Below are 17670 nucleotides of genomic sequence, written 5' to 3'. Positions count from 1 at the left end.
AGGGGGCACCACCTTTCTCTTCCGGCGGTTCAGGAACTGTGTTCGGTGGTGGCCAGGCCGAGTGCCTTGAGATCCGGCATCGTGCCGTTGTGCGCGTCGCGGACGGCGTCGAGGATCGTCCCGTCGCCGCCGCCCGCCTTCGCGAAACCGTCCTGCATGACCCGGTTGGTCGCGGTCATCCGCGGTCCCCAGGTCCAGCCGTCGCGGATCTTGCCTGCTTCCTCGGAGAAGAGCGTGTAGATGTCCTGACCGCCGTAATACGACCTGTCGAACGCCTGCCTGCCGACGTCGACGAGCGCGGACGCGACCGGGTACTGGCTGCTGGCCCCGCTGGAAAGCCGGGCGCGCAGGGCGTCGGGATGCGAGACCTGCCATTCGATGAATTCCATGGCGGCTTCGGGATGCTCGCTGTCCTTGGTGATGGCGAAGGTGGAGCCGCCGTGCGTGCCGACTGCCGGGTTCGCCGGATCCCATTGCGGCATCGGCGCGATCGCCCACCGTCCTTTTTGGCCTGGCCGCGCCTTCATCTGGGCGCCCGCGTCCCAGGCGCCACTGAGCTTGGTGAGCACCAGGTTCTGGGCGAGCTGGGCGTCGTACTGCCTCCCGGAGGCGGCGTTCACGAACACGTCGCCGTCGTCGATCAGGCGCTGCCAGTAGTCGGCGACCTTGCGGGTCGGGGCGTCGGCGATCGAGACGTTCCACGCGCCCTCGCGGGTGTCGAACCATTGGGCACCCGCCTGCCACGCCCAAGCGGCGAACTGTGTCGCACCGTCGGTGGGGAACACACCGACCCGGCTCGCGGGCAGCTTCTCGCGGACCTTGCGGCTCAGGTCCGCGTAGTCGTCCCAAGTCCGCGGCACCGCGAAGCCGAACTTGTCGAACAAATCCTTGCGGTAGTGCAGAACCATCGGTTCGACGTCGAGCGGAACGGTGAACACCCGGCCCGCGAACGTGGTCAGCCCCAGCGCCTGCGGCAGCAGTTTCGCCCGCAGGGAGCCACTGACGAGATCGGTGATGTCCCTTGCCACGCCGTCGATCGCGAAGCCGGGAACCTGCGGGTACTCGATGGTGGCGATGTCGGGCGAGTTGCCCGCGCGGGCGGCGTTGCTCAGCTTCGCGTAGCCGCCGAAATCGGCCGACGGGATCTGCTGGAAGACGACCTGGATGCGATTCTGCGCCTTGTTGAACGCGTCGACGACCTGCTGGCTTCCGCGCAGGGCCGACCAGAAGACGATCTTGACCGGTCCTCCCGAAGCCGCCTTGGGCGGCGCCGTCGAGGTGCAGGCACCGAGGGCCGCTCCGAGGGGGAGCGCGAAAGTCGCGGCGAGAACGGACCGTCGGCTCGGTCGACCAGGCATCGATGCCTCCTGCGATTCGGATATCGCATTCTGATCAGCTGAGCGTTTTACGGTCAATAGTTTCGCTTAACACGGTCAAACGATCAGATCGACTTCGTCGACCCCCTGATCTTCAGTTCCGGCATCAACTGGACGCGCTGAGGCGGGCCGCCGCCGGCGAGCCTGCGGAGCAACTGCTCGGCGGCCACCCGCCCGACCTCGGCCTTCGGTGGCGCGACGGCGGTGAGCGGAGTGCTGCCGAGCGCCGCGACGACGTCGTCGTAGGCCACCACCGAATAGTCCCGCGGCACGTGAAGCCCGGCTTCGGCCAGCCGCTCGACGAGCATCAACGCGTCGACGTCGCCGTGCAGGACCGCCCCGGTGAACCCGCGCTCGCCGACGAGTTCCGCGAGTTCGCCCTCGTCCTGAGGCGGAGCCGAGTGATCGGGGCCCGCGTCCGGAGCGCTGAGGATCACGGCGCTCTCTTCGATCTCCGGCCTGCCGGAGATCTCGGCGAACGCGGCCCGCAGGGCGCGCGCGGTCGGGCTGTCGTCCCTGGCGGCGAGCACGATCCGCTTGTGCCCCAGTGAAACGAGGTGATCGACCGCGAGATGGACGCCGTACCAGTGGTCCGTGCACACCGAATCCGTCGCGTGCAGGACACTGCCCGGTCGCGGGCGCCGCTCCATCACCACGGTGGGCACCGGCATGTCCGCGATCCAGCCGTAATCCGCCTCCTCCGCTTCGGCGGTGCGCCAGCGGGGCGCGATCAGCAGGCCGCGCACGTCGTCCGCGAGCACCCGTTCGACGATCGAGTGCTCGGCGCTGCCTTCGATCCGGGGCGCGATGTGCAGGACTACCCGCATCCCGCCCTCTTCCAGCGCGGACCTCGCGCCGTGCACGGCCTCGTTCAGGTACGCGTGCCGCTCCGGGACCACGAGCGCGACCGCGCCGCCGCCGACCTCGTGCTCCGCTTTCGCCACGACATGCGGCACCAGGGCCTTCGCCACGCCGTGCCCGCGCCGGAGCCTGCCCTCGCGCGCGAGGCCTTCGACATCACGGCGCACCGTGACGACGGAGACCTCCAGTTCGGCGGCGAGGTCGGTCACCCGCGCCTCCCCGCGCGCCTCGACGGCCGCCAGAATCCTCCGGCGCCGGTCACCACCCAGCTCTCGCATCGCCCTGCCTGTTCGTTTGACCGTTTCAGCCGAGAATAACGATCAACGACCGGGCGTCAAGAAACAGGCTCCGTCTCGTGAGTGGTAATGACGGTTCTAACCGTCATTACCACTCACGAGACGTAGGCGCGGACGGCGTCGAGGTACTCGGTGATCGCGTCCCGGTTGCGCAGCAGGCATTCGGCACGCCGGGTCATCCGATCCCGTTCGCTCTCCAGGGTTTCCAGCATCTCCGGGGTCGCGTCCGGGAAGTAGATCTGCCGGGGCTTGTCCAGACAGGGCAGGATCTGTTTGATGATCCGGGTCGGCAGTCCGGCGTCGAGCAGGCCGCGGACCTGGATGACCCGGTCGACCGACGACTCGTCGTAGTCGCGGTAGCCGTTGGCCTGCCGCTCCGAGACGATGAGCCCCTGTTCTTCGTAATAGCGCAGGAGACGGCGCGATGTCCCCGTGCGCTCCGACAGCTCCCCGATCCGCATGTGCGCCACCTCACCCCGTCAGGCTTGACCTTGACATCTATGTGATGGTTCGAGCATACGGATCATGACTCCGAAACTCCCACTCGGCGCGCTCCTCGCGCTGACCACGGCGGCGTTCGTCACCGTTCTCACCGAAGCCCTGCCCGCGGGGGTGCTGCCCGCGATGAGCGCCGGGCTCGGTGTCGGCGAAGCGGCGACCGGACAGCTCGTGACGGTGTACGCGATCGGCACCGCGCTCACCGCGATCCCCTTGTCCGCGGCCACTTCGGGCTGGCGCCGCAAACGTCTGCTGCTGACCGGGGTGGCCGGGTTCGCCGTCGCCAACACGGTCACGGCGCTGTCCACGAACTACCCGCTGACCCTCGGCGCGCGTTTCGTCGCCGGAATCGCCGCGGGCATCGTCTGGGCCCTGCTGACCGGTTACGCGCGGCGGCTGGCGCCGGAACCGGTGCGGGGCAAGGCGATCGCCGTCGTGATGACCGGTATCCCGCTCGCCCTCTCGCTCGGCATCCCCGCCGGAACGTTCCTGGGCGGCGCCTTCGGCTGGCAGGTGACGTTCTCGATCATGTCGGTGATCGCGCTCGGTCTGCTCGGCTGGATCGCGCTGGCCGTCCCCGATTTCCCGGGGCAGGACAAGGGCGGCAGGCTCCCTGTGCGCCGGACCCTCGCCGTGCCCGGCGTGGCCGCGGTCCTGGTGGTGACGCTGACCTTCGTGCTGGCGCACAACATCCTCTACACCTACATCGCCACCTTCCTCGAACACGTCTCGATGGGCGGCGCCGTCGACCGGATCCTGCTGGTGTTCGGGCTCGCGTCGATGGTCAGCATCTGGATCGTCGGCCTCTTCATCGACCGGCGGCTGCGTTTCCTGACCGTCGCGAGCACCCTCCTCGTCGCCCTCGGCGCGACCGTTTTGGCTCTACTGGGCGAAAATCCGGCGCTGGTTTATGTCGCGACGACGTTGTGGGGGCTCGGCTGGGGCGGCGTCCCGACGCTGCTGCAGACCGCCGCCGCGCAGGCGGGCGACAAAGGCGGCGCGGCCGACATCGCGCAGGCCATGCTCGTCACCCTGTGGAACGCCGCCATGGCGGGCGGCGGGATCGCCGGTGGTGTCCTCCTCGCCGGCTTCGGCGCCGGGGTGTTCCCCTGGAGTGTCCTGGTACTGCTGGTGCCGACGCTGGCCGTGGTGCTCCTGGCCCGGCGGAACGGGTTCACAGCGGCAGTTCCGGATGACTCCGGATCGCCTCGAGAACCAGGTCGACAGCGGCGCGAGGCGCGGAGCCGCGCCGGATCGCCGCGGTGATGGAGCGGGTGACCGGCGTCGCGAGTTCGCGGGTGGCGACGCGGTAGCGCTTGTCGACGGCGAGGCCGGGCAGCAGTGCGATGGCGAGCCCGGCCTCGACGTGCTGCAGGGTCATCATGTAGTTGCTGAACCGGCACACCACACGCGGCTCGAACCCGGCCTCGCGGCAGAGCCTGGTCGCGAGGTTCGCCATGTACGACCGGGGCATGTCGAAAGCCCAGGGTTCGTTCGCGTAGGCGGAGAGATCGGCGCGGCCCCGGCCCGCGGCCGGATGGCCGGGCGGGATCACGAGCACGATCGGGTCGGCCGCGAGCGGCACGAGGTCGACGTCCGGTCCCAGCGGCTGCTCGACGAAATCCGTGGTGGTGATGATGACGTCGACGTCGCCCACCCGGAGCGCGGGCAGGCTCGCGTGCGGCTCGAGTTCGAGCAGTTCGATGTCCAGCTGCGGATGCGAGCGGGCCAGCCGGGTCACGGCGGGGACGGCGATCGTGTGGATCGCGCTCTGGAAGGCGCCGACGCGGACGAGGCCCGCCGGTGCTTCGCCGAGGCTGCGCAATTCGGCCTCGACGGTCTCCATGTGGTCGAGGATCGCCCTCGCGCGGCGGGCCAGCATCAGCCCGGCCGGGGTCAGCCGGACACGGCGGCCGGTGCGCTCCAGCAGTTGCGTGCGTGTCTCGGCTTCGAGGACCGCGAGCTGCTGGGACACGCTGGACGCGCTCAGGTTGGCCGCCTTCGCGACCGCGCGGACCGTGCCGAGGGTGTCCAGCCTGCTCAGCAGGCTGAGCCTCCAGGGGTTGAGCATGGGGCCATTGTTGTACGGATCAGGCGAACAGCACAGCCGGAATTGTGAGCTGGACGTGTCGCTCGGCGGCGCCTTACCGTCGGGACATGGCTGCTCCGATCACCGACCTGTCCACCGCGGACCGTTTCTGGGCCGACGCCGACCGGCACCTCGTGCGCTACGCCGGGGCGGGCGACTTCACCCGCGAGATCATCGACCACGCCGCCGGAAGCTATCTGTTCACCGAATCCGGACGGCGGATCCTCGACTTCACCTCAGGGCAGATGAGCGCGATCCTCGGTCACTCGCATCCGGAGATCGTCGCGACCGTGCGACGTCAGATCGGCTCACTCGACCATCTCTTCAGCGGGATGCTGAGCCGTCCCGTCGTCGACCTCGCCCGGCGGCTCGCCGGGACTTTGCCGTCACCGCTGGAAAAGGCGCTGTTGCTGACCACCGGTGCGGAATCGAACGAGGCCGCGATCCGGATGGCGAAACTGGTGACGGGCAAGCACGAGATCGTGTCGTTCGCCAGGTCGTGGCATGGGATGACGCAAGCGGCCGCGAGCGCGACCTACAGCGCGGGCCGCAAGGGTTACGGCCCGGCGGCACCGGGCAACTTCGCGATCCCCTCGCCGAATTCCTACCGTCCGGACTTCGTGGACGGTGACGGCGGGCTCGACTGGAGGCGCCAGCTGGACTTCGGGTTCGAGATGATCGACGCCCAGTCCGTCGGCAGTCTCGCGGCGTGCGTCGTCGAGCCGATCCTCAGCTCGGGCGGGATCATCGAGCCGCCACCGGGATATTTCGCCGCCCTGCGGGAAAAGTGCCGCGAGCGCGGCATGCTGCTGATCCTCGATGAAGCCCAGACCGGCCTGTGCCGCACGGGAAACTGGTACGCCTTCGAACGCGACGGCGTCGTCCCCGACATCCTGACCCTGTCCAAGACGCTGGGTGCCGGGCTCCCGCTGGCGGCCGTGATCACGAGCGCGGAGATCGAGCAGGAGGCACACGACCGCGGCTACCTGTTCTTCACCACGCACGTCGCGGACCCGCTGGTGGCGGCCGTCGGGAACACCGTGCTCGACGTCCTCACCCGCGACCGCCTCGACGAACGCGCCACCGAACTGGGCACCTTCCTCCGCCGCGGCCTCGACGACCTCGCCGCCCGCCATCCCGTCGTCGGCGACATCCGCGGCCGTGGCCTGCTGGTCGGCGTCGAACTCGTCGTGGACCGGGCGACGAAGCGGAGTTCGGACGAGCTGGGCGCGCTGGTGACGCGACGCTGCCTGGAACTGGGGCTGCACATGAACATCGTGCAGCTGCCGGGGATGGGCGGGGTCTTCCGGATCGCGCCGCCGCTGACGGCGACGGAGGAGGAGCTGTCGGAAGGACTCGCGGTGCTGGATCAGGCCATCGGGGACGCTTGCGCGCAGTTCGTCCTTTGAGCGACGAGTCACGGTGGTCGTGAGTGTTAAGTGTCGTTCTAACGACACTTAACACTCACGACCACCCTGAGCATTTAGTCGACTAATGGCCTTTCCTTACCGGAGGCCGAGAAAGCCTTCAGCAACCGAGCCACCTCGCCAGGCCGGTCCAGAAACGGAGAATGCCCAGCACCCTCCACGATCTCCACCAGCGCCCCCACCGCCGAATACCGGGCAGAAGTCCTTTCGCAGTCGTAAAACCGATCCCGCCGCCCGAGAATGACCAAACACGGCAACCCGAGTTCGGCGATCTGCGCGTCCAACGGCCGTGCCGCCAGCAAGCGCGCCCGGTCCACGAGCACGACCCGGGCCATGGCGGGCGCCGTGACGGCGTGATCGACCAGATCCTGCGCGGGGTCATCGAACAGGACCCCGCGCCGGAACCTCGCCGCGAACCGGCCCCAGCGCCGCCGGGCGACCATCCGCACCACCGCGCTCGCCATCGGCAACAGTACCGAACTTCCCGGCGGGAAGGACGCGTAGCTGTAGTCCGGCGCCTGGGCGATGACGACGATTCCGCGCACGCGCGGCGAGATCCCGGCGAGCGCGACGGCGACGTCCGCGCCGAAGGAGTGGCCGGCCACCAGGACGTCCTCGACGCCCAGCGAGTCGAGGACGTCCGCCACCATGCGCGCCTGCGACACCGCGTCGAGACCGGACGAACCGCCGGTGCACCCATGCCCCAGCAGATCCACCCGGATCACGTGATGCTCCGAAGCCAGGCCCCGCGTGAGCCGGTCGAACCAGTGCACCGAGCCGCAATACCCGTGCAGCAGCACCAGCGGCGCACCCGCTCCGTCCTGCCGGACATGGACGGCGACGCCGTTCACGTCGAGGATGTCGCCGATCGGAAGACGTCGCACGCCCCCAAAGTAACTCAGACCGCCGCGCGCTCCGGCTTGCGGGACAACAGGAAGGCCGCGATCCCGGCGGGGAAGAACATGAGCACGCCGTAGATCCCGGCGGGTACGGCCATCGCCTTGTCGCCCAGTACGGAGATCGCGACGGCGATCGCGAGGGTGGCATTGTGGATGCCGATCTCCATCGCGGACGCGATCGACTGCCCGCGGTCCACCCGGAACAGCCGCGGCACGAAGTAGCCGATCGCGAGGCTGAGCACGGAAAGCGCCAGTGCCACCGGCCCGAGCGTCCCGATGTTGTCCACCAGGGTCCGGAATTCCTGCGCGATCGCCGCCGCGATCACCAGGACGAGCACCACGGCGGACCCGATCTTGACCGGTTTGCGCATCCGCTCGGCCCAGCCGGTGTACCGGCCTCGCACCGCCATCCCGAGCACGACCGGGATCAGCACGATCGCGAACACCTGCACGAACTTCGCCGGCTGGAGCCCGAGCGAGGCGCCGCCGTCGAGGAACTCCGCCATCGAAAGGCCGACCACCAGCGGCAGGGTGAACACGGCAAGCACGGAGTTGATCGCCGTGAGGGTGACGTTGAGGGCGACGTCGCCGCCGGCCAGGTGACTGAACAGGTTCGCCGACGTCCCGCCGGGTGAGGCGACGAGCAGCATCATCCCGACCGCGAGCACCCCGTCGAGGCCGAACAGCAGGATGAGGCCGACGCAGAGCGCGGGCAGCACGATCATCTGGCACACCAGTGCGAGGACGGCCGCCTTCGGATATTTCAGCACCCGGGTGAAGTCGCCGACGGTCAGGGTCAGCCCCAGTCCGAACATGACCAGCGCCAGCGCGATCGGCAGGAGGATCGAGAACATCGCCGAACCCATCGAGGGGCCTCCGTCCGATATGCCGTTTTTCAGATCGGCATCGTGTCAAGCGGCGACAGCACCGTCAAGGCACCGAAACCGCGGCGTGACCCCACTTGACTTTTCCGAGAGCAGTGCTCACTATTGTTATATCTTCTAACGAACTTGAGATGGGATCATGGAGATCGAGATGGACACGCTCACCGAGGTAGTGCTGCCGGGCAAGGTCGAACCGGAAGGTCTGGAGCTGCGGGAACGCCCGCTCCCCGCACCAGGACCCGGGCAGGTAGTGATCGCGATGGAGGCGACCGGGATCTCGTTCGCCGAACAGCAGATGCGCCGCGGCAAGTACTACGACCAGCCGCCGTTCCCCTTCGTCCCCGGTTACGACCTGGTCGGCACGGTGCTGGCCACCGGCGCCGGGGTCGGCCGCGAACTCGCCGGACGCCGGGTCGCCGCGCTGACGAAGGTCGGGAGCTGGGCCAGTCACGTACTCCTCGACGCCGAAGACGTCGTCGAGGTCCCGGACGGGCTCGGTGCCGCGGAGGCCGAGACCGCGGTGGTCAACGGGATCACCGCCTGGCAGATGCTGCACCGCAAGGCCCGGGTGCGCGCCGGGCAGACGATCCTGGTCCACGGCGCCAACGGCGGGGTCGGCTCGCTGCTGGTGCAACTCGCCGCGCAGGCGGGTGTGCGGGTGATCGGAACGGCCTCGGCGCGGCACCACGAAACGTTGCGGCGCCTGGGAGTCCTGCCGATCGACTACCGCACCGAGGACGTCCCCGCCCGCGTCCGCGAACTCGCGCCCGAGGGCGTCGACGCCGTCTTCGACCACGTCGGCGGCGCGAGTGTGGTCGCGTCGTGGCGACTGCTCGCCCGCGGCGGAACGCTCGTCGCGTACGGCAGCGCCGCCACCCGCGACGACGAGGGCTCCAAGCAGTTGCCCGTGCTCAAGATCCTCGCCCGTGTCCTGCTCTGGAACAGCCTGCCCAACGGCCGTGCCGCCTACTTCTTCAACGTCTGGGCGGGCCGGTCCTTCGCCAAGAAGCGCTTCCGCGCCCGGCTGCGCACCGACCTCACCCAGGTTTTCGCCGCGCTGAAGGACGGCACGATCACCGCCCAGGTCGCCGCCCGGCTGCCGCTGAACCGGGTCGCGGAAGCGATGCGCCTGGCCGAATCCGGGACGGTCGCCGGCAAGGTGGTGCTCACGCCGTAAGAGATCGGTAAGCGCGCCAACCCGGCATTCCGGACTCCGCACGCGGTTGAATGACGCCATGAATCGCAAGCGGGTGCTCACCGTCCTGGCGGTGGGGCTGGTCGTGGTGGTGGCGGCGGGGCTGTACTGGTTCCAGCCCTGGAAGCTCTGGGTGAACGAAACGGTCCAGGAGGCGCTGCCCGCCGCCCCGGCCCCGGCTCAGACCTCGGCACAGGCATCGGCACAACCTTCCGCGAGTGCTGCGCCCGCACCGAAAGAGCCCACGGTGCTGGCGACCGGCGAACTGATCAGCCATGAGCACGCGACCAGCGGCGGCGTCCGCATCCTGCGCGCGGCCGACGGCTCGCTGGTGCTGCGCCTGGAGAACCTCGACACGAGCAACGGACCCGATCTGCGGGTCTGGCTCACCGACGCGCCGGTCCTGCCGGGCAAGGACGGCTGGTTCGTCTTCGACGACGGCGCGTATGTGAGCGCCGGAAAACTCAAGGGCAACAAGGGAAGCCAGAACTACATCCTGCCCGCCGGCACCGATCTGGCGCGCTATTCGAGCGTGACCATCTGGTGCGACCGGTTCAGCGTCTCCTTCGGCGCGGCCAAGCTGACCAAATCGGCTTAAGCCAGGCGGTCGACCGCGTACTCCATCTCCGCACGGACGGCGCGGAGATCGATTCCGCCGGGGTCGATGATCGAGGCCACGGCGATCCCCCGCAGCTGACCGACCAGTGCCGCCGCGTAGGCGTCGGGGTCGCGGACGCCGGTGATGGAGCCGTCCGCGAGTCCGGCGGCGACGGTCTGCGCGATGGCGAACCGGTACCGGCGATCGGCCTCGGTCATCGCCGACCGCACGGCCGGATCGCCGACGGTCGCGTCCGTCCACAAAACCACGAACGCGCGGTTCAGCGGCGGCATGTCGGTGAGCAGCTCGAAGAAGACGTCCAGCAGCGCCCGCAGCATGTCCATCGGGCTGGGCGTCAGGCCACCCGTCCGGGTGGCGACGGCGGCGCTGAAGACGTCGGCGAACTTCTCCGCCGCGAACTCGACGAGCCGCTGCACCAGCGTCTCCTTCGAGCCGAACAGCTGGTAGACGACACCGCTGGGATAGCCGGTCCTGGCGCAGATCATGCCGATCTTCAGCCGGGCGAAGCCGGCCTCGCCGATGAGACGGGCGGCGGTGTCGAGAATCCGCGTCCTCGCGATCTCCTGATCTCGCTGGACCTGGCGCTCCTCGGCAGACGAGTCCACGCCGCGATCCTCCCACGACTTCCGGTCCATCACCTCTCGACGCGGCGTACGATCCGGACATGAAGATCGCCTTCGCGGCCGACGACCGGAACTCGACCACGGACGCCGTCCGGGCCTTCCTCGCCGAAGCCGGTCACGAGGTGCTCCTGCCGGTGACGTCGGAAGCTTGGCCGGAACTCGGCGCGGCGGTGGGCAAGGCGGTCGCCGACGGCGAGGCCGACTACGGCATCGTCATGTGCTGGACGGGGACGGGCACGGCCATCGCGGCCAACAAGGTCCCCGGGGTCCGCGCGGCGCTGGCCTGGGACACCTGGATCGCCGCGGGCGCGCGCAAATGGAACGACGCCAACGTGCTGGCGCTGAGCCTCAAACGGCTCGCCCCCGATGTGGCTGTCGAAATCACCGACGTGTTCCTTTCCGGTATCGCACCGGACCCCGACGAATCGGCGAATATCGCCCGGCTCGGGGAAATGGACGAACCTCGCCGATAGCGGCACCGAACCAGTGAACGACTAACGCTGTCGAACGTATTAGGCCGTTCGCAGGAAAATCACCACTCTACGTAGTGACGCTTCCCATATTGGTCCAGACCACGTACCGTCTCCCGCAACAAAGCGTTCCGCCATGGAGGTGGTCGATGAAGACGCATCCCCGCCTGCCCGGCTTCGGCCGAGGCAACGTGATGTCGCTGATTTCGCTTTGACGGAATCCTCTCCAAGATCATTTCCCTGCACCGGGTTGTAAGGAGTGAAATGTCGAGAAAAAGATGGCATCTGATCGGTCTGTTCACGGCCGTCGCGGCGCTGGCCGTCGGTCTGGTGACCGTCCCGGCGAACGCGGCGGGCGGGGTCGGAGCCTCGCTCACCAAGGGGTCGGACTGGGGGTCCGGCTGGGAGGGCAAGTACACGATCACCAACAACTCGGGGTCGAGCCTCGCGACCTGGACCGTCGAGTTCGACCTCGCGGCCGGGCACTCGATCGCGTCGCTGTGGGACGGTAGCTACACCGTCTCCGGCCAGCACGTGACGGTGAAGAACACCTGGAACGGCAACCTTTCCAACGGTGGTTCCACCAGCTTCGGCTTCAACGTCAAGTACTCCGGCGCCTACAGCGCGCCCGCGAACTGCAAGATCAACGGCGGCTCCTGCGACCCGGGTGGCGGCACCCCGACGACGACGCCGACCACACCCACCACCCCCACGACGTCGAATCCCCCGACGTCGACCAGCACGAGCAACCCGCCGACCACGACGACGACCTCGAACCCGAACCCCGGCGCGAAGAAGAACCTGGGCTACTTCGTACAGTGGGGCGTCTACGGCCGCAATTACCACGTGAAGAACATCCACACCTCCGGTTCGGCGGCCAAGCTGACGCATATCAACTACGCGTTCGGCAACGTCACCAACGGTTCCTGCACCGCGAATGACGACACCTACGCCGACTACGACAAGTTCTACGACGCCGGGTCCAGTGTGGACGGTGTCGCGGACACTTGGGACGCCGGCGCGCTGCGCGGGAACTTCAACCAGCTGCGCAAGCTGAAGAAGATGTACCCGGGCCTGAAGGTGCTGTGGTCGTTCGGCGGCTGGACCTGGTCCGGCGGCTTCGGCCAGGCGGCGAAGAACCCGGCCGCGTTCGCGGACTCCTGCTACAAGCTGATCAAGGACCCGCGGTGGGCCGACGTCTTCGACGGCATCGACATCGACTGGGAATACCCGAACGCCTGCGGTCTTTCCTGTGACACCAGCGGTCCCGCCGCGATCAAGAACGTGGCACAGGCGCTGCGCACCAAGTTCGGCTCCTCGTTCCTGGTCACCGCCGCGATCACCGCGGACGCCAGCAGCGGCGGCAAGCTCGACGTCGCCGACTACGGCCCCGCTTCGGCGTACTTCGACTGGTACAACGTCATGACGTACGACTTCTTCGGCGCGTGGGCGGCGCAGGGTCCGACGGCCCCGCACTCGCCGCTGACGGCCTACCCCGGCATCCCGCAGCAGGGCTTCAACTCCGACGAAGCCATCCAGAAGCTCAAGGCCAAGGGCGTTCCGGCGAGCAAACTGTTGCTGGGTATCGGTTTCTACGGCCGAGGCTGGACCGGCGTGACGCAGGACGCCCCGGGCGGCACCGCGACCGGCGCGGCACCGGGCACCTACGAGGCGGGCATCGAGGACTACAAGATCCTCAAGAACAGCTGCCCGTCGACCGGCACGATCGCGGGCACCGCGTACGCGAAGTGCGGCAACAACTGGTGGAGCTACGACACTCCCGCGACCATCAACGGGAAGATGGGCTGGACCAAGAACCAGGGTCTCGGCGGCGCCTTCTTCTGGGAGCTCAGTGGTGACACCTCGAACGGTGAACTGGTCACGGCCATGCGCAATGGCCTGAACTGAGAGGCTGACAGTGGCTAAGCGGACTTGGATCCAGGCCGTGGGCCTGGCCGCCGCTGCCGTGACGGCCGGCGCGGTCCTCGTGATCGCGCCGGCTTCCGCGGCCGGCGGCGTCGGTGCCGCCTTCAGCAAGGGCTCCGACTGGGGCTCGGGCTGGGAGGGCAAATACACGATCAGCAACAACTCGGGGTCGAACCTGCCCGCCTGGACGGTCGAATTCGACCTCCCCGCGGGCCACTCGATCGCTTCGCTGTGGGACGGCAGCTACTCGGTCTCCGGGCAGCACGTGACGGTGAAGAACACCTGGAACGGCAACCTTTCCAACGGTGGCTCGACCAGTTTCGGCTTCAACGTCAAGTACTCCGGGGGTTATGTCGCCCCGGCGAACTGCAAGATCAACGGTGGGTCTTGTGATCCGGGCGGTGGCGGCCCGACCACCACGCCGACCACACCCACGACCACCACGACCACGACCTCCCCGACGACGACCACGAGCAACCCGCCGCTGCCCGGCGGCCGTGGCGCGCCGTATCTGTACATGGGCTGGGGCAGCCCGCCGAACCCGCAGACGGTCATGAACGCGACCGGGATCAAGTGGTTCACGATGGCGTTCGTGCTCTCCTCCGGCGGCTGCAACCCGGCGTGGGACGGCAGCAGGCCGCTGCAGGGCGGCGTCGACGCGAACGCGATCGCGCAGATCAAGGCCGCGGGCGGGCAGATCGTGCCGTCCTTCGGCGGGTGGAGCGGCAACAAGCTCGGCCCGAACTGCTCGACGCCGGAAGCGCTCGCCGGCGCCTACCAGAAGGTGATCGACGCCTACGGTCTCAAGGCGATCGACATCGACATCGAGAACACCGACGAGTTCGAGAACGCGACGGTGCAGGACCGTGTCCTGAACGCGCTGAAGATCGTGAAGACGAACAACCCCGGCATCCAGACCATCCTCACCTTCGGCACGACGACCAGCGGCCCGAACTCCTGGGGCCAACGGCTCATCGACCAGTCGAAGGCGCTGAACGCCGGAATCGACGTCTACACGATCATGCCGTTCGACTTCGGTGGCGGCGCGGACATGTACGGCAACACCATCAATGCCGCGAACGGTCTGCGGGACAAGCTGAAGTCGACGTTCGGGTGGAACGACGCCACGGCGTACGCCCATCTGGGCATCAGCGGGATGAACGGTCTTTCGGACCAGCGGGAACTGACGAGTCTCGACACCTGGACCCGGATCACCAACTGGTCCAAGACCAACAAGATCGCCAGGCTGGCGTTCTGGTCGACGAACCGTGACCGTGGCTGCCCGAACGGCGGGGTCGCCGAGAACTGCAGTGGTATCGCACAGAACGACTGGGACTTCACGCGGATCACCGCGGGCTTCTGACGTCCCTTCTCCCCGAGGTATCCCCGAACTGCGGGCCCGCACCGAAGCTGCACGGTGCGGGCCCGCTCCACGTCCCGCCCCCTCCCGCATTTCGTCCTCTGAATGCGCTACTTGCGTGTGCATCCACCGCATCCAGAGGACGAAATGCAGGCATCAGGGCGGGACCGGAACGCATCCAGAGGACGAGATGCGGGATCGGGGTAGGGCGATAGCGCATTTAGAGGACGAAATGCGGGGTCAGGGTAGGGCGTTCAGGAAGGGTTCGTGGGCGTTCTGGAATTCCCAGCCGTAGTACCGGTCCCAGTTGATCGACCACGTCATCAGCCCGCGCAGCGCCGGAGAAGCACCGCCGCGCAACGTGTACGACCCGCACCCGGAGTTCTTCACCAGGCAGTTCAGCGCCGCGTGCACCGCCGCCGGCGCGGTATGCCCGTTACCCGCGCTCACCGCCGCCGGCAGCCCGAACGCGATCTGGTCCTCCCGCAGCCCCGGGAACCGGAACCCGGTCGAAGCCACGGTGAACCCGGCCTTGACCATGTCCGTCATCGCGATGTGGAAGTCGGCGCCGCCCATGAAGTGGTACTGGCCGTCCAGGCCCATCACCGGTCCGGAGTTGTAGTCCTGGACGTGCAGCACGGTCAGCGCGTCGCGCATCGCGTGGATGACCGGCAGGTACGAACCGGTGCGGTTGTCGGCGCCGCCGAGACCGCCGTAGTACTGGTACCCCGTCTGGACGAAGAACGTCTCCGGCGCCATCGTGAGCACGAATCCCGCGCCATACCGGGCTTTCAGCGTCTTCAGCGCCGAGATGAGATTGACGATCACCGGCGTGGTCGGATTGCGGAAGTCGTTGTCACCGGAGTTGAGGTACAGCGAGTGTCCCTCGAAGTCGATGTCGAGCCCGTTCAGCCCGTATCGGTCGATGATCGCGGAGACCGACGAGACGAAAGCGTCCCTCGCCGCCGTCGTCGTCAGCTGCACCTGGCCGTTCTGCCCGCCGATGGAGATCAGGACCTTCTTGCCCTGCGCCTGTTTCGCGCGGATGGCGGCGATGAAGTCCGCGTCGCTCTCGACGGCCGGGCATTCCGCCACCGGGCAGCGGGTGAACCGGATGTCGCCGGAGGTCACCGAAGTCGGCTCACCGAAGGCGAGGTTGACGATGTCCCAGGCCGCCGGGACGTCGGCCATCCGCGTGTAGCCGGAACCGTTCGCGAAACTCGCGTGCAGGTAACCGATCAGCGCGTGCTTCGGCAGGCCGGTGTCGACGCAGCCGCCGGTCGTCGCCCCGGCTTCCGCGGTCTTCGGTGACTCACCCGCGTCGTTGTAGGCGGCCACCGAATAGCTGTGCGAGGAACAGGCCGTCAGCCCCGAAATGGTGGCCGAAGTCCCGGTCACCGTCGCGCGCACCGCACCGCCTTCGTACACGCGATACCCGGTCACCGTGCCCGCCGACGCTCCCCACGAAAGCGCGATCGACGAGTTCGTCACCGTGCCCACCGCCGGATTCCCCGGCGCGGGCGGCGCTCCCGGGGTGCCACCGCCGGGACCGTCGAGGCTGATGTCGTCCGCGTAGAAGGTTCCGGACCCGTACCAGCCGTGGACGTACACCTCGGCCGTCGTCTGCGTCGACGACGTCGTGAACGAAAGCGAGAGCTGTGTGTACGCGGTCGCGGCGGTCCAGGTCGACGGCCCGCCGGTGACGCCGAGGTACACCGGGTTCCCGTTCACCCAGGCGGACACCGCGTAGGTGGTGTTCGGCCGGACGGATACCGTCTGTGCGCATTTCCCGGTCGTCGAACCGGGCGTAACCGAGACGGCGTAACCGCCCGAACGGACCGGTGTGGTGACGGCCGCGCCCGCCGCGCAGGACCAGCCGGACGTCGAACCGGCCTCGAAGCCGGGATTGAGGAGCAGATTGGCCGCGTTCGCGGTGCCTCCGCCGGTGATCAGCCCGGCGAAGGTGAGCACCAAAACGGCCAGAAAGGCCAGGGATCTGGAACGCCTCATCGCGATTCCTCTCCGATCAAGGGCGGCACGCTGCCGCACCGGTTAATTGTCTAGACCAATATGGCCAAAGTCCAGAGCCGGGACGCACCAGGGCCGAAAGACCCGACTACTCCGGGCTGCTTTACCGGTGTGACGCGCGTACGCGCTCCGTAACGTCGTCAGTGCCAAACAAGGGCTGGGGGCTTCAGGGAGGTGGGGATGATGGGAACGCACAGGTACACACCGAGAACGGCCCATCCGGCGTGATGACCGTGTCCGAAGCCGTCCGTCCGATCCGTTCGCCTCGTCCGGGGGAACCGGACGGCGAACTGATCCGTGCGGCCATCGACGGCGACCGGCGCGCCGTCGGAAGCCTGCTGGCGCTTCTGCGGCCGATCGTGTTCCGGTACTGCGCGGGCAGGCTGGGCGGGACGACACGCGGCATCTCCAGCGCCGACGACTGCGCGCAGGAGGTCCTGATGGCCGTCCTCCTCGCACTGCCGCGCTACAACTACCAGGACGACAACTTCCTGCCCTACGTCTTCGGGATCGCCTCGCACAAGGTCGCCGACGTCCGGCGGAACCTCGCCCGCGACCCGTCCGCGCCGGTGCCCGACCCGGAGCCCGAACGGGACGGGCCGTGGAACCCGACCTTCGAAGAGGTCGAGAAGGCGGATCGCAGCCGACGGCTGTCCCGGCTGTTCAAGTTCCTTTCGGCGAAACAGCGCGATGTGCTGGTGCTGCGCGTGATCCTCGGGTTCAGCGCCGAGGAGACCGCCGTCGCGCTCGGCATGGCGAGCGCGGGCGCGGTGCGCGTCACCCAGCACCGCGCGCTCAACGAACTGCGCCGGGTCCTGCGCGAGGATCCCGGTTTCGCCGACGGGTTGGCGCTCTTCTATTGAGGGGTAAGGCAAAGATGTCGTGCCCTGGCGAGCGTCCGGACTGGCTGGCGGAAGCCGAGCCGTGGCTCCGAGAGACACTCTTTTGAAGATAATTGTCCGGCTTGGGTTGTTTGTGCGGTTTCGCGAGGTGGTCGTGAGTGGCAAGTAGCGTTAGAACGCTCTTTGCCACTCACGACCCCGTTCAGGAACGTGCGTCTCGTGAGGGAGTCCCACGTAGGTCGCCAAGTAGTGAAGGCCTCCTTCGCTACCTTGAGGG

Annotated in this window: 16 protein-coding genes; 8 read left to right on the top strand and 8 right to left on the bottom strand. The window is 68.0% G+C overall.

Annotated elements, in window-relative coordinates:
• Positions 1–29: 29 nt before the first annotated feature.
• The 3 genes from L324_RS05005 to L324_RS04995 form a co-directional block, all read right to left on the bottom strand.
• Entirely contained in the window at positions 30–1358 is a 1329-nt protein-coding gene (locus L324_RS05005) for an ABC transporter substrate-binding protein (protein ID WP_037304555.1), read from the bottom strand.
• A gap of 83 nt (positions 1359–1441) precedes the next feature.
• Positions 1442–2515: a substrate-binding domain-containing protein gene (locus L324_RS05000; RefSeq protein WP_037304551.1), complete on the bottom strand. Its 1074-nt coding sequence runs from the start codon at positions 2513–2515 to the stop codon at positions 1442–1444.
• 113 nt (positions 2516–2628) lie between these two features.
• Entirely contained in the window at positions 2629–2994 is a 366-nt protein-coding gene (locus L324_RS04995; RefSeq protein WP_037304549.1) for a MerR family transcriptional regulator, read from the bottom strand.
• A gap of 64 nt (positions 2995–3058) precedes the next feature.
• On the opposite strand from L324_RS04995, the gene L324_RS04990 reads away from it, so the two are divergent.
• Entirely contained in the window at positions 3059–4297 is a 1239-nt protein-coding gene (locus L324_RS04990) for an MFS transporter (protein ID WP_037304547.1), read from the top strand.
• Here L324_RS04990 and L324_RS04985 read toward each other — a convergent pair.
• The gene (locus L324_RS04985; protein ID WP_037304545.1) at positions 4206–5102 is read right to left on the bottom strand and encodes a LysR family transcriptional regulator; all 897 of its coding nucleotides are present in this window, start codon (positions 5100–5102) and stop codon (positions 4206–4208) included. The genes L324_RS04990 and L324_RS04985 overlap by 92 nt on opposite strands.
• Positions 5103–5188: 86 nt before the next feature.
• Between L324_RS04985 and L324_RS04980 the strand changes: the two genes are divergently transcribed.
• Complete coding sequence (locus tag L324_RS04980; protein ID WP_037304541.1) at positions 5189–6529, top strand: aspartate aminotransferase family protein; 1341 nt, start codon at positions 5189–5191, stop codon at positions 6527–6529.
• A 74-nt stretch (positions 6530–6603) separates the two neighbouring features.
• On the opposite strand, the gene L324_RS04975 is transcribed toward L324_RS04980, so the two are convergent.
• Together L324_RS04975 and L324_RS04970 are read right to left on the bottom strand one after the other, a co-directional pair.
• Entirely contained in the window at positions 6604–7431 is an 828-nt protein-coding gene (locus tag L324_RS04975) for an alpha/beta fold hydrolase (RefSeq protein WP_037304538.1), read from the bottom strand.
• A gap of 14 nt (positions 7432–7445) precedes the next feature.
• Positions 7446–8312: a bile acid:sodium symporter family protein gene (locus L324_RS04970; RefSeq protein WP_037304534.1), complete on the bottom strand. Its 867-nt coding sequence runs from the start codon at positions 8310–8312 to the stop codon at positions 7446–7448.
• A 169-nt stretch (positions 8313–8481) separates the two neighbouring features.
• Here L324_RS04970 and L324_RS04965 point away from each other — a divergent pair, with 169 nt between their 5' ends.
• Together L324_RS04965 and L324_RS04960 are read left to right on the top strand one after the other, a co-directional pair.
• Positions 8482–9507 (top strand): medium chain dehydrogenase/reductase family protein, encoded by a 1026-nt coding sequence (locus tag L324_RS04965; protein WP_037304836.1) that lies wholly within the window; start codon positions 8482–8484, stop codon positions 9505–9507.
• 58 nt (positions 9508–9565) lie between these two features.
• Complete coding sequence (locus L324_RS04960) at positions 9566–10123, top strand: DM13 domain-containing protein (protein ID WP_037304532.1); 558 nt, start codon at positions 9566–9568, stop codon at positions 10121–10123.
• Here the strand turns inward: L324_RS04960 and L324_RS04955 are convergent.
• Positions 10120–10749: a TetR/AcrR family transcriptional regulator gene (locus L324_RS04955; RefSeq protein WP_037304834.1), complete on the bottom strand. Its 630-nt coding sequence runs from the start codon at positions 10747–10749 to the stop codon at positions 10120–10122. The two genes, L324_RS04960 and L324_RS04955, sit on opposite strands and share 4 nt — an antisense overlap.
• Before the next feature lie 59 nt (positions 10750–10808).
• Between L324_RS04955 and L324_RS04950 the strand changes: the two genes are divergently transcribed.
• The 3 genes from L324_RS04950 to L324_RS04940 all read left to right on the top strand — a co-directional run bounded on the left by L324_RS04950 (position 10809) and on the right by L324_RS04940 (position 14526).
• Entirely contained in the window at positions 10809–11240 is a 432-nt protein-coding gene (locus tag L324_RS04950; RefSeq protein ID WP_037304530.1) for an RpiB/LacA/LacB family sugar-phosphate isomerase, read from the top strand.
• Positions 11241–11501: 261 nt separating this feature from the next.
• Positions 11502–13145, top strand: coding sequence for a glycosyl hydrolase family 18 protein (locus L324_RS04945; protein ID WP_037304527.1), 1644 nt, complete (start codon positions 11502–11504; stop codon positions 13143–13145).
• A 10-nt stretch (positions 13146–13155) separates the two neighbouring features.
• The gene (locus L324_RS04940; protein ID WP_037304526.1) at positions 13156–14526 is read left to right on the top strand and encodes a cellulose binding domain-containing protein; all 1371 of its coding nucleotides are present in this window, start codon (positions 13156–13158) and stop codon (positions 14524–14526) included.
• A gap of 237 nt (positions 14527–14763) precedes the next feature.
• Here L324_RS04940 and L324_RS04935 read toward each other — a convergent pair whose 3' ends face one another.
• Positions 14764–16533 carry a chitinase gene (locus tag L324_RS04935; protein ID WP_037304524.1) on the bottom strand — a complete coding sequence of 590 codons (1770 nt, stop codon included), beginning with the start codon at positions 16531–16533 and terminating at the stop codon, positions 14764–14766.
• A gap of 245 nt (positions 16534–16778) precedes the next feature.
• Here L324_RS04935 and L324_RS04930 point away from each other — a divergent pair, with 245 nt between their 5' ends.
• The gene (locus tag L324_RS04930) at positions 16779–17414 is read left to right on the top strand and encodes a sigma-70 family RNA polymerase sigma factor (protein WP_081736189.1); all 636 of its coding nucleotides are present in this window, start codon (positions 16779–16781) and stop codon (positions 17412–17414) included.
• Positions 17415–17670 lie beyond the last annotated feature (256 nt).

The sequence above is a fragment of the Amycolatopsis orientalis DSM 40040 = KCTC 9412 genome, from assembly GCF_000478275.1.
GTDB classification, from domain to species: domain Bacteria; phylum Actinomycetota; class Actinomycetes; order Mycobacteriales; family Pseudonocardiaceae; genus Amycolatopsis; species Amycolatopsis orientalis.
Note: the sequence above shows the minus strand (reverse complement) of the source record. Positions and strands in the feature narration are given on the sequence as shown.

Coding starts and splice junctions, on each gene's coding strand:
- L324_RS04980 (WP_037304541.1), top strand. CDS start 5,189: ATGGCTGCTCCGATCACCGACCTGTCCACCGCGGACCGTTTCTGGGCC.
- L324_RS04950 (WP_037304530.1), top strand. CDS start 10,809: ATGAAGATCGCCTTCGCGGCCGACGACCGGAACTCGACCACGGACGCC.
- L324_RS05005 (WP_037304555.1), bottom strand. CDS start 1,358: ATGCCTGGTCGACCGAGCCGACGGTCCGTTCTCGCCGCGACTTTCGCG.
- L324_RS04935 (WP_037304524.1), bottom strand. CDS start 16,533: ATGAGGCGTTCCAGATCCCTGGCCTTTCTGGCCGTTTTGGTGCTCACC.
- L324_RS04995 (WP_037304549.1), bottom strand. CDS start 2,994: ATGCGGATCGGGGAGCTGTCGGAGCGCACGGGGACATCGCGCCGTCTC.
- L324_RS04945 (WP_037304527.1), top strand. CDS start 11,502: ATGTCGAGAAAAAGATGGCATCTGATCGGTCTGTTCACGGCCGTCGCG.
- L324_RS04930 (WP_081736189.1), top strand. CDS start 16,779: ATGACCGTGTCCGAAGCCGTCCGTCCGATCCGTTCGCCTCGTCCGGGG.
- L324_RS04960 (WP_037304532.1), top strand. CDS start 9,566: ATGAATCGCAAGCGGGTGCTCACCGTCCTGGCGGTGGGGCTGGTCGTG.
- L324_RS04970 (WP_037304534.1), bottom strand. CDS start 8,312: ATGGGTTCGGCGATGTTCTCGATCCTCCTGCCGATCGCGCTGGCGCTG.
- L324_RS04990 (WP_037304547.1), top strand. CDS start 3,059: ATGACTCCGAAACTCCCACTCGGCGCGCTCCTCGCGCTGACCACGGCG.
- L324_RS04985 (WP_037304545.1), bottom strand. CDS start 5,102: ATGCTCAACCCCTGGAGGCTCAGCCTGCTGAGCAGGCTGGACACCCTC.
- L324_RS05000 (WP_037304551.1), bottom strand. CDS start 2,515: ATGCGAGAGCTGGGTGGTGACCGGCGCCGGAGGATTCTGGCGGCCGTC.
- L324_RS04965 (WP_037304836.1), top strand. CDS start 8,482: ATGGACACGCTCACCGAGGTAGTGCTGCCGGGCAAGGTCGAACCGGAA.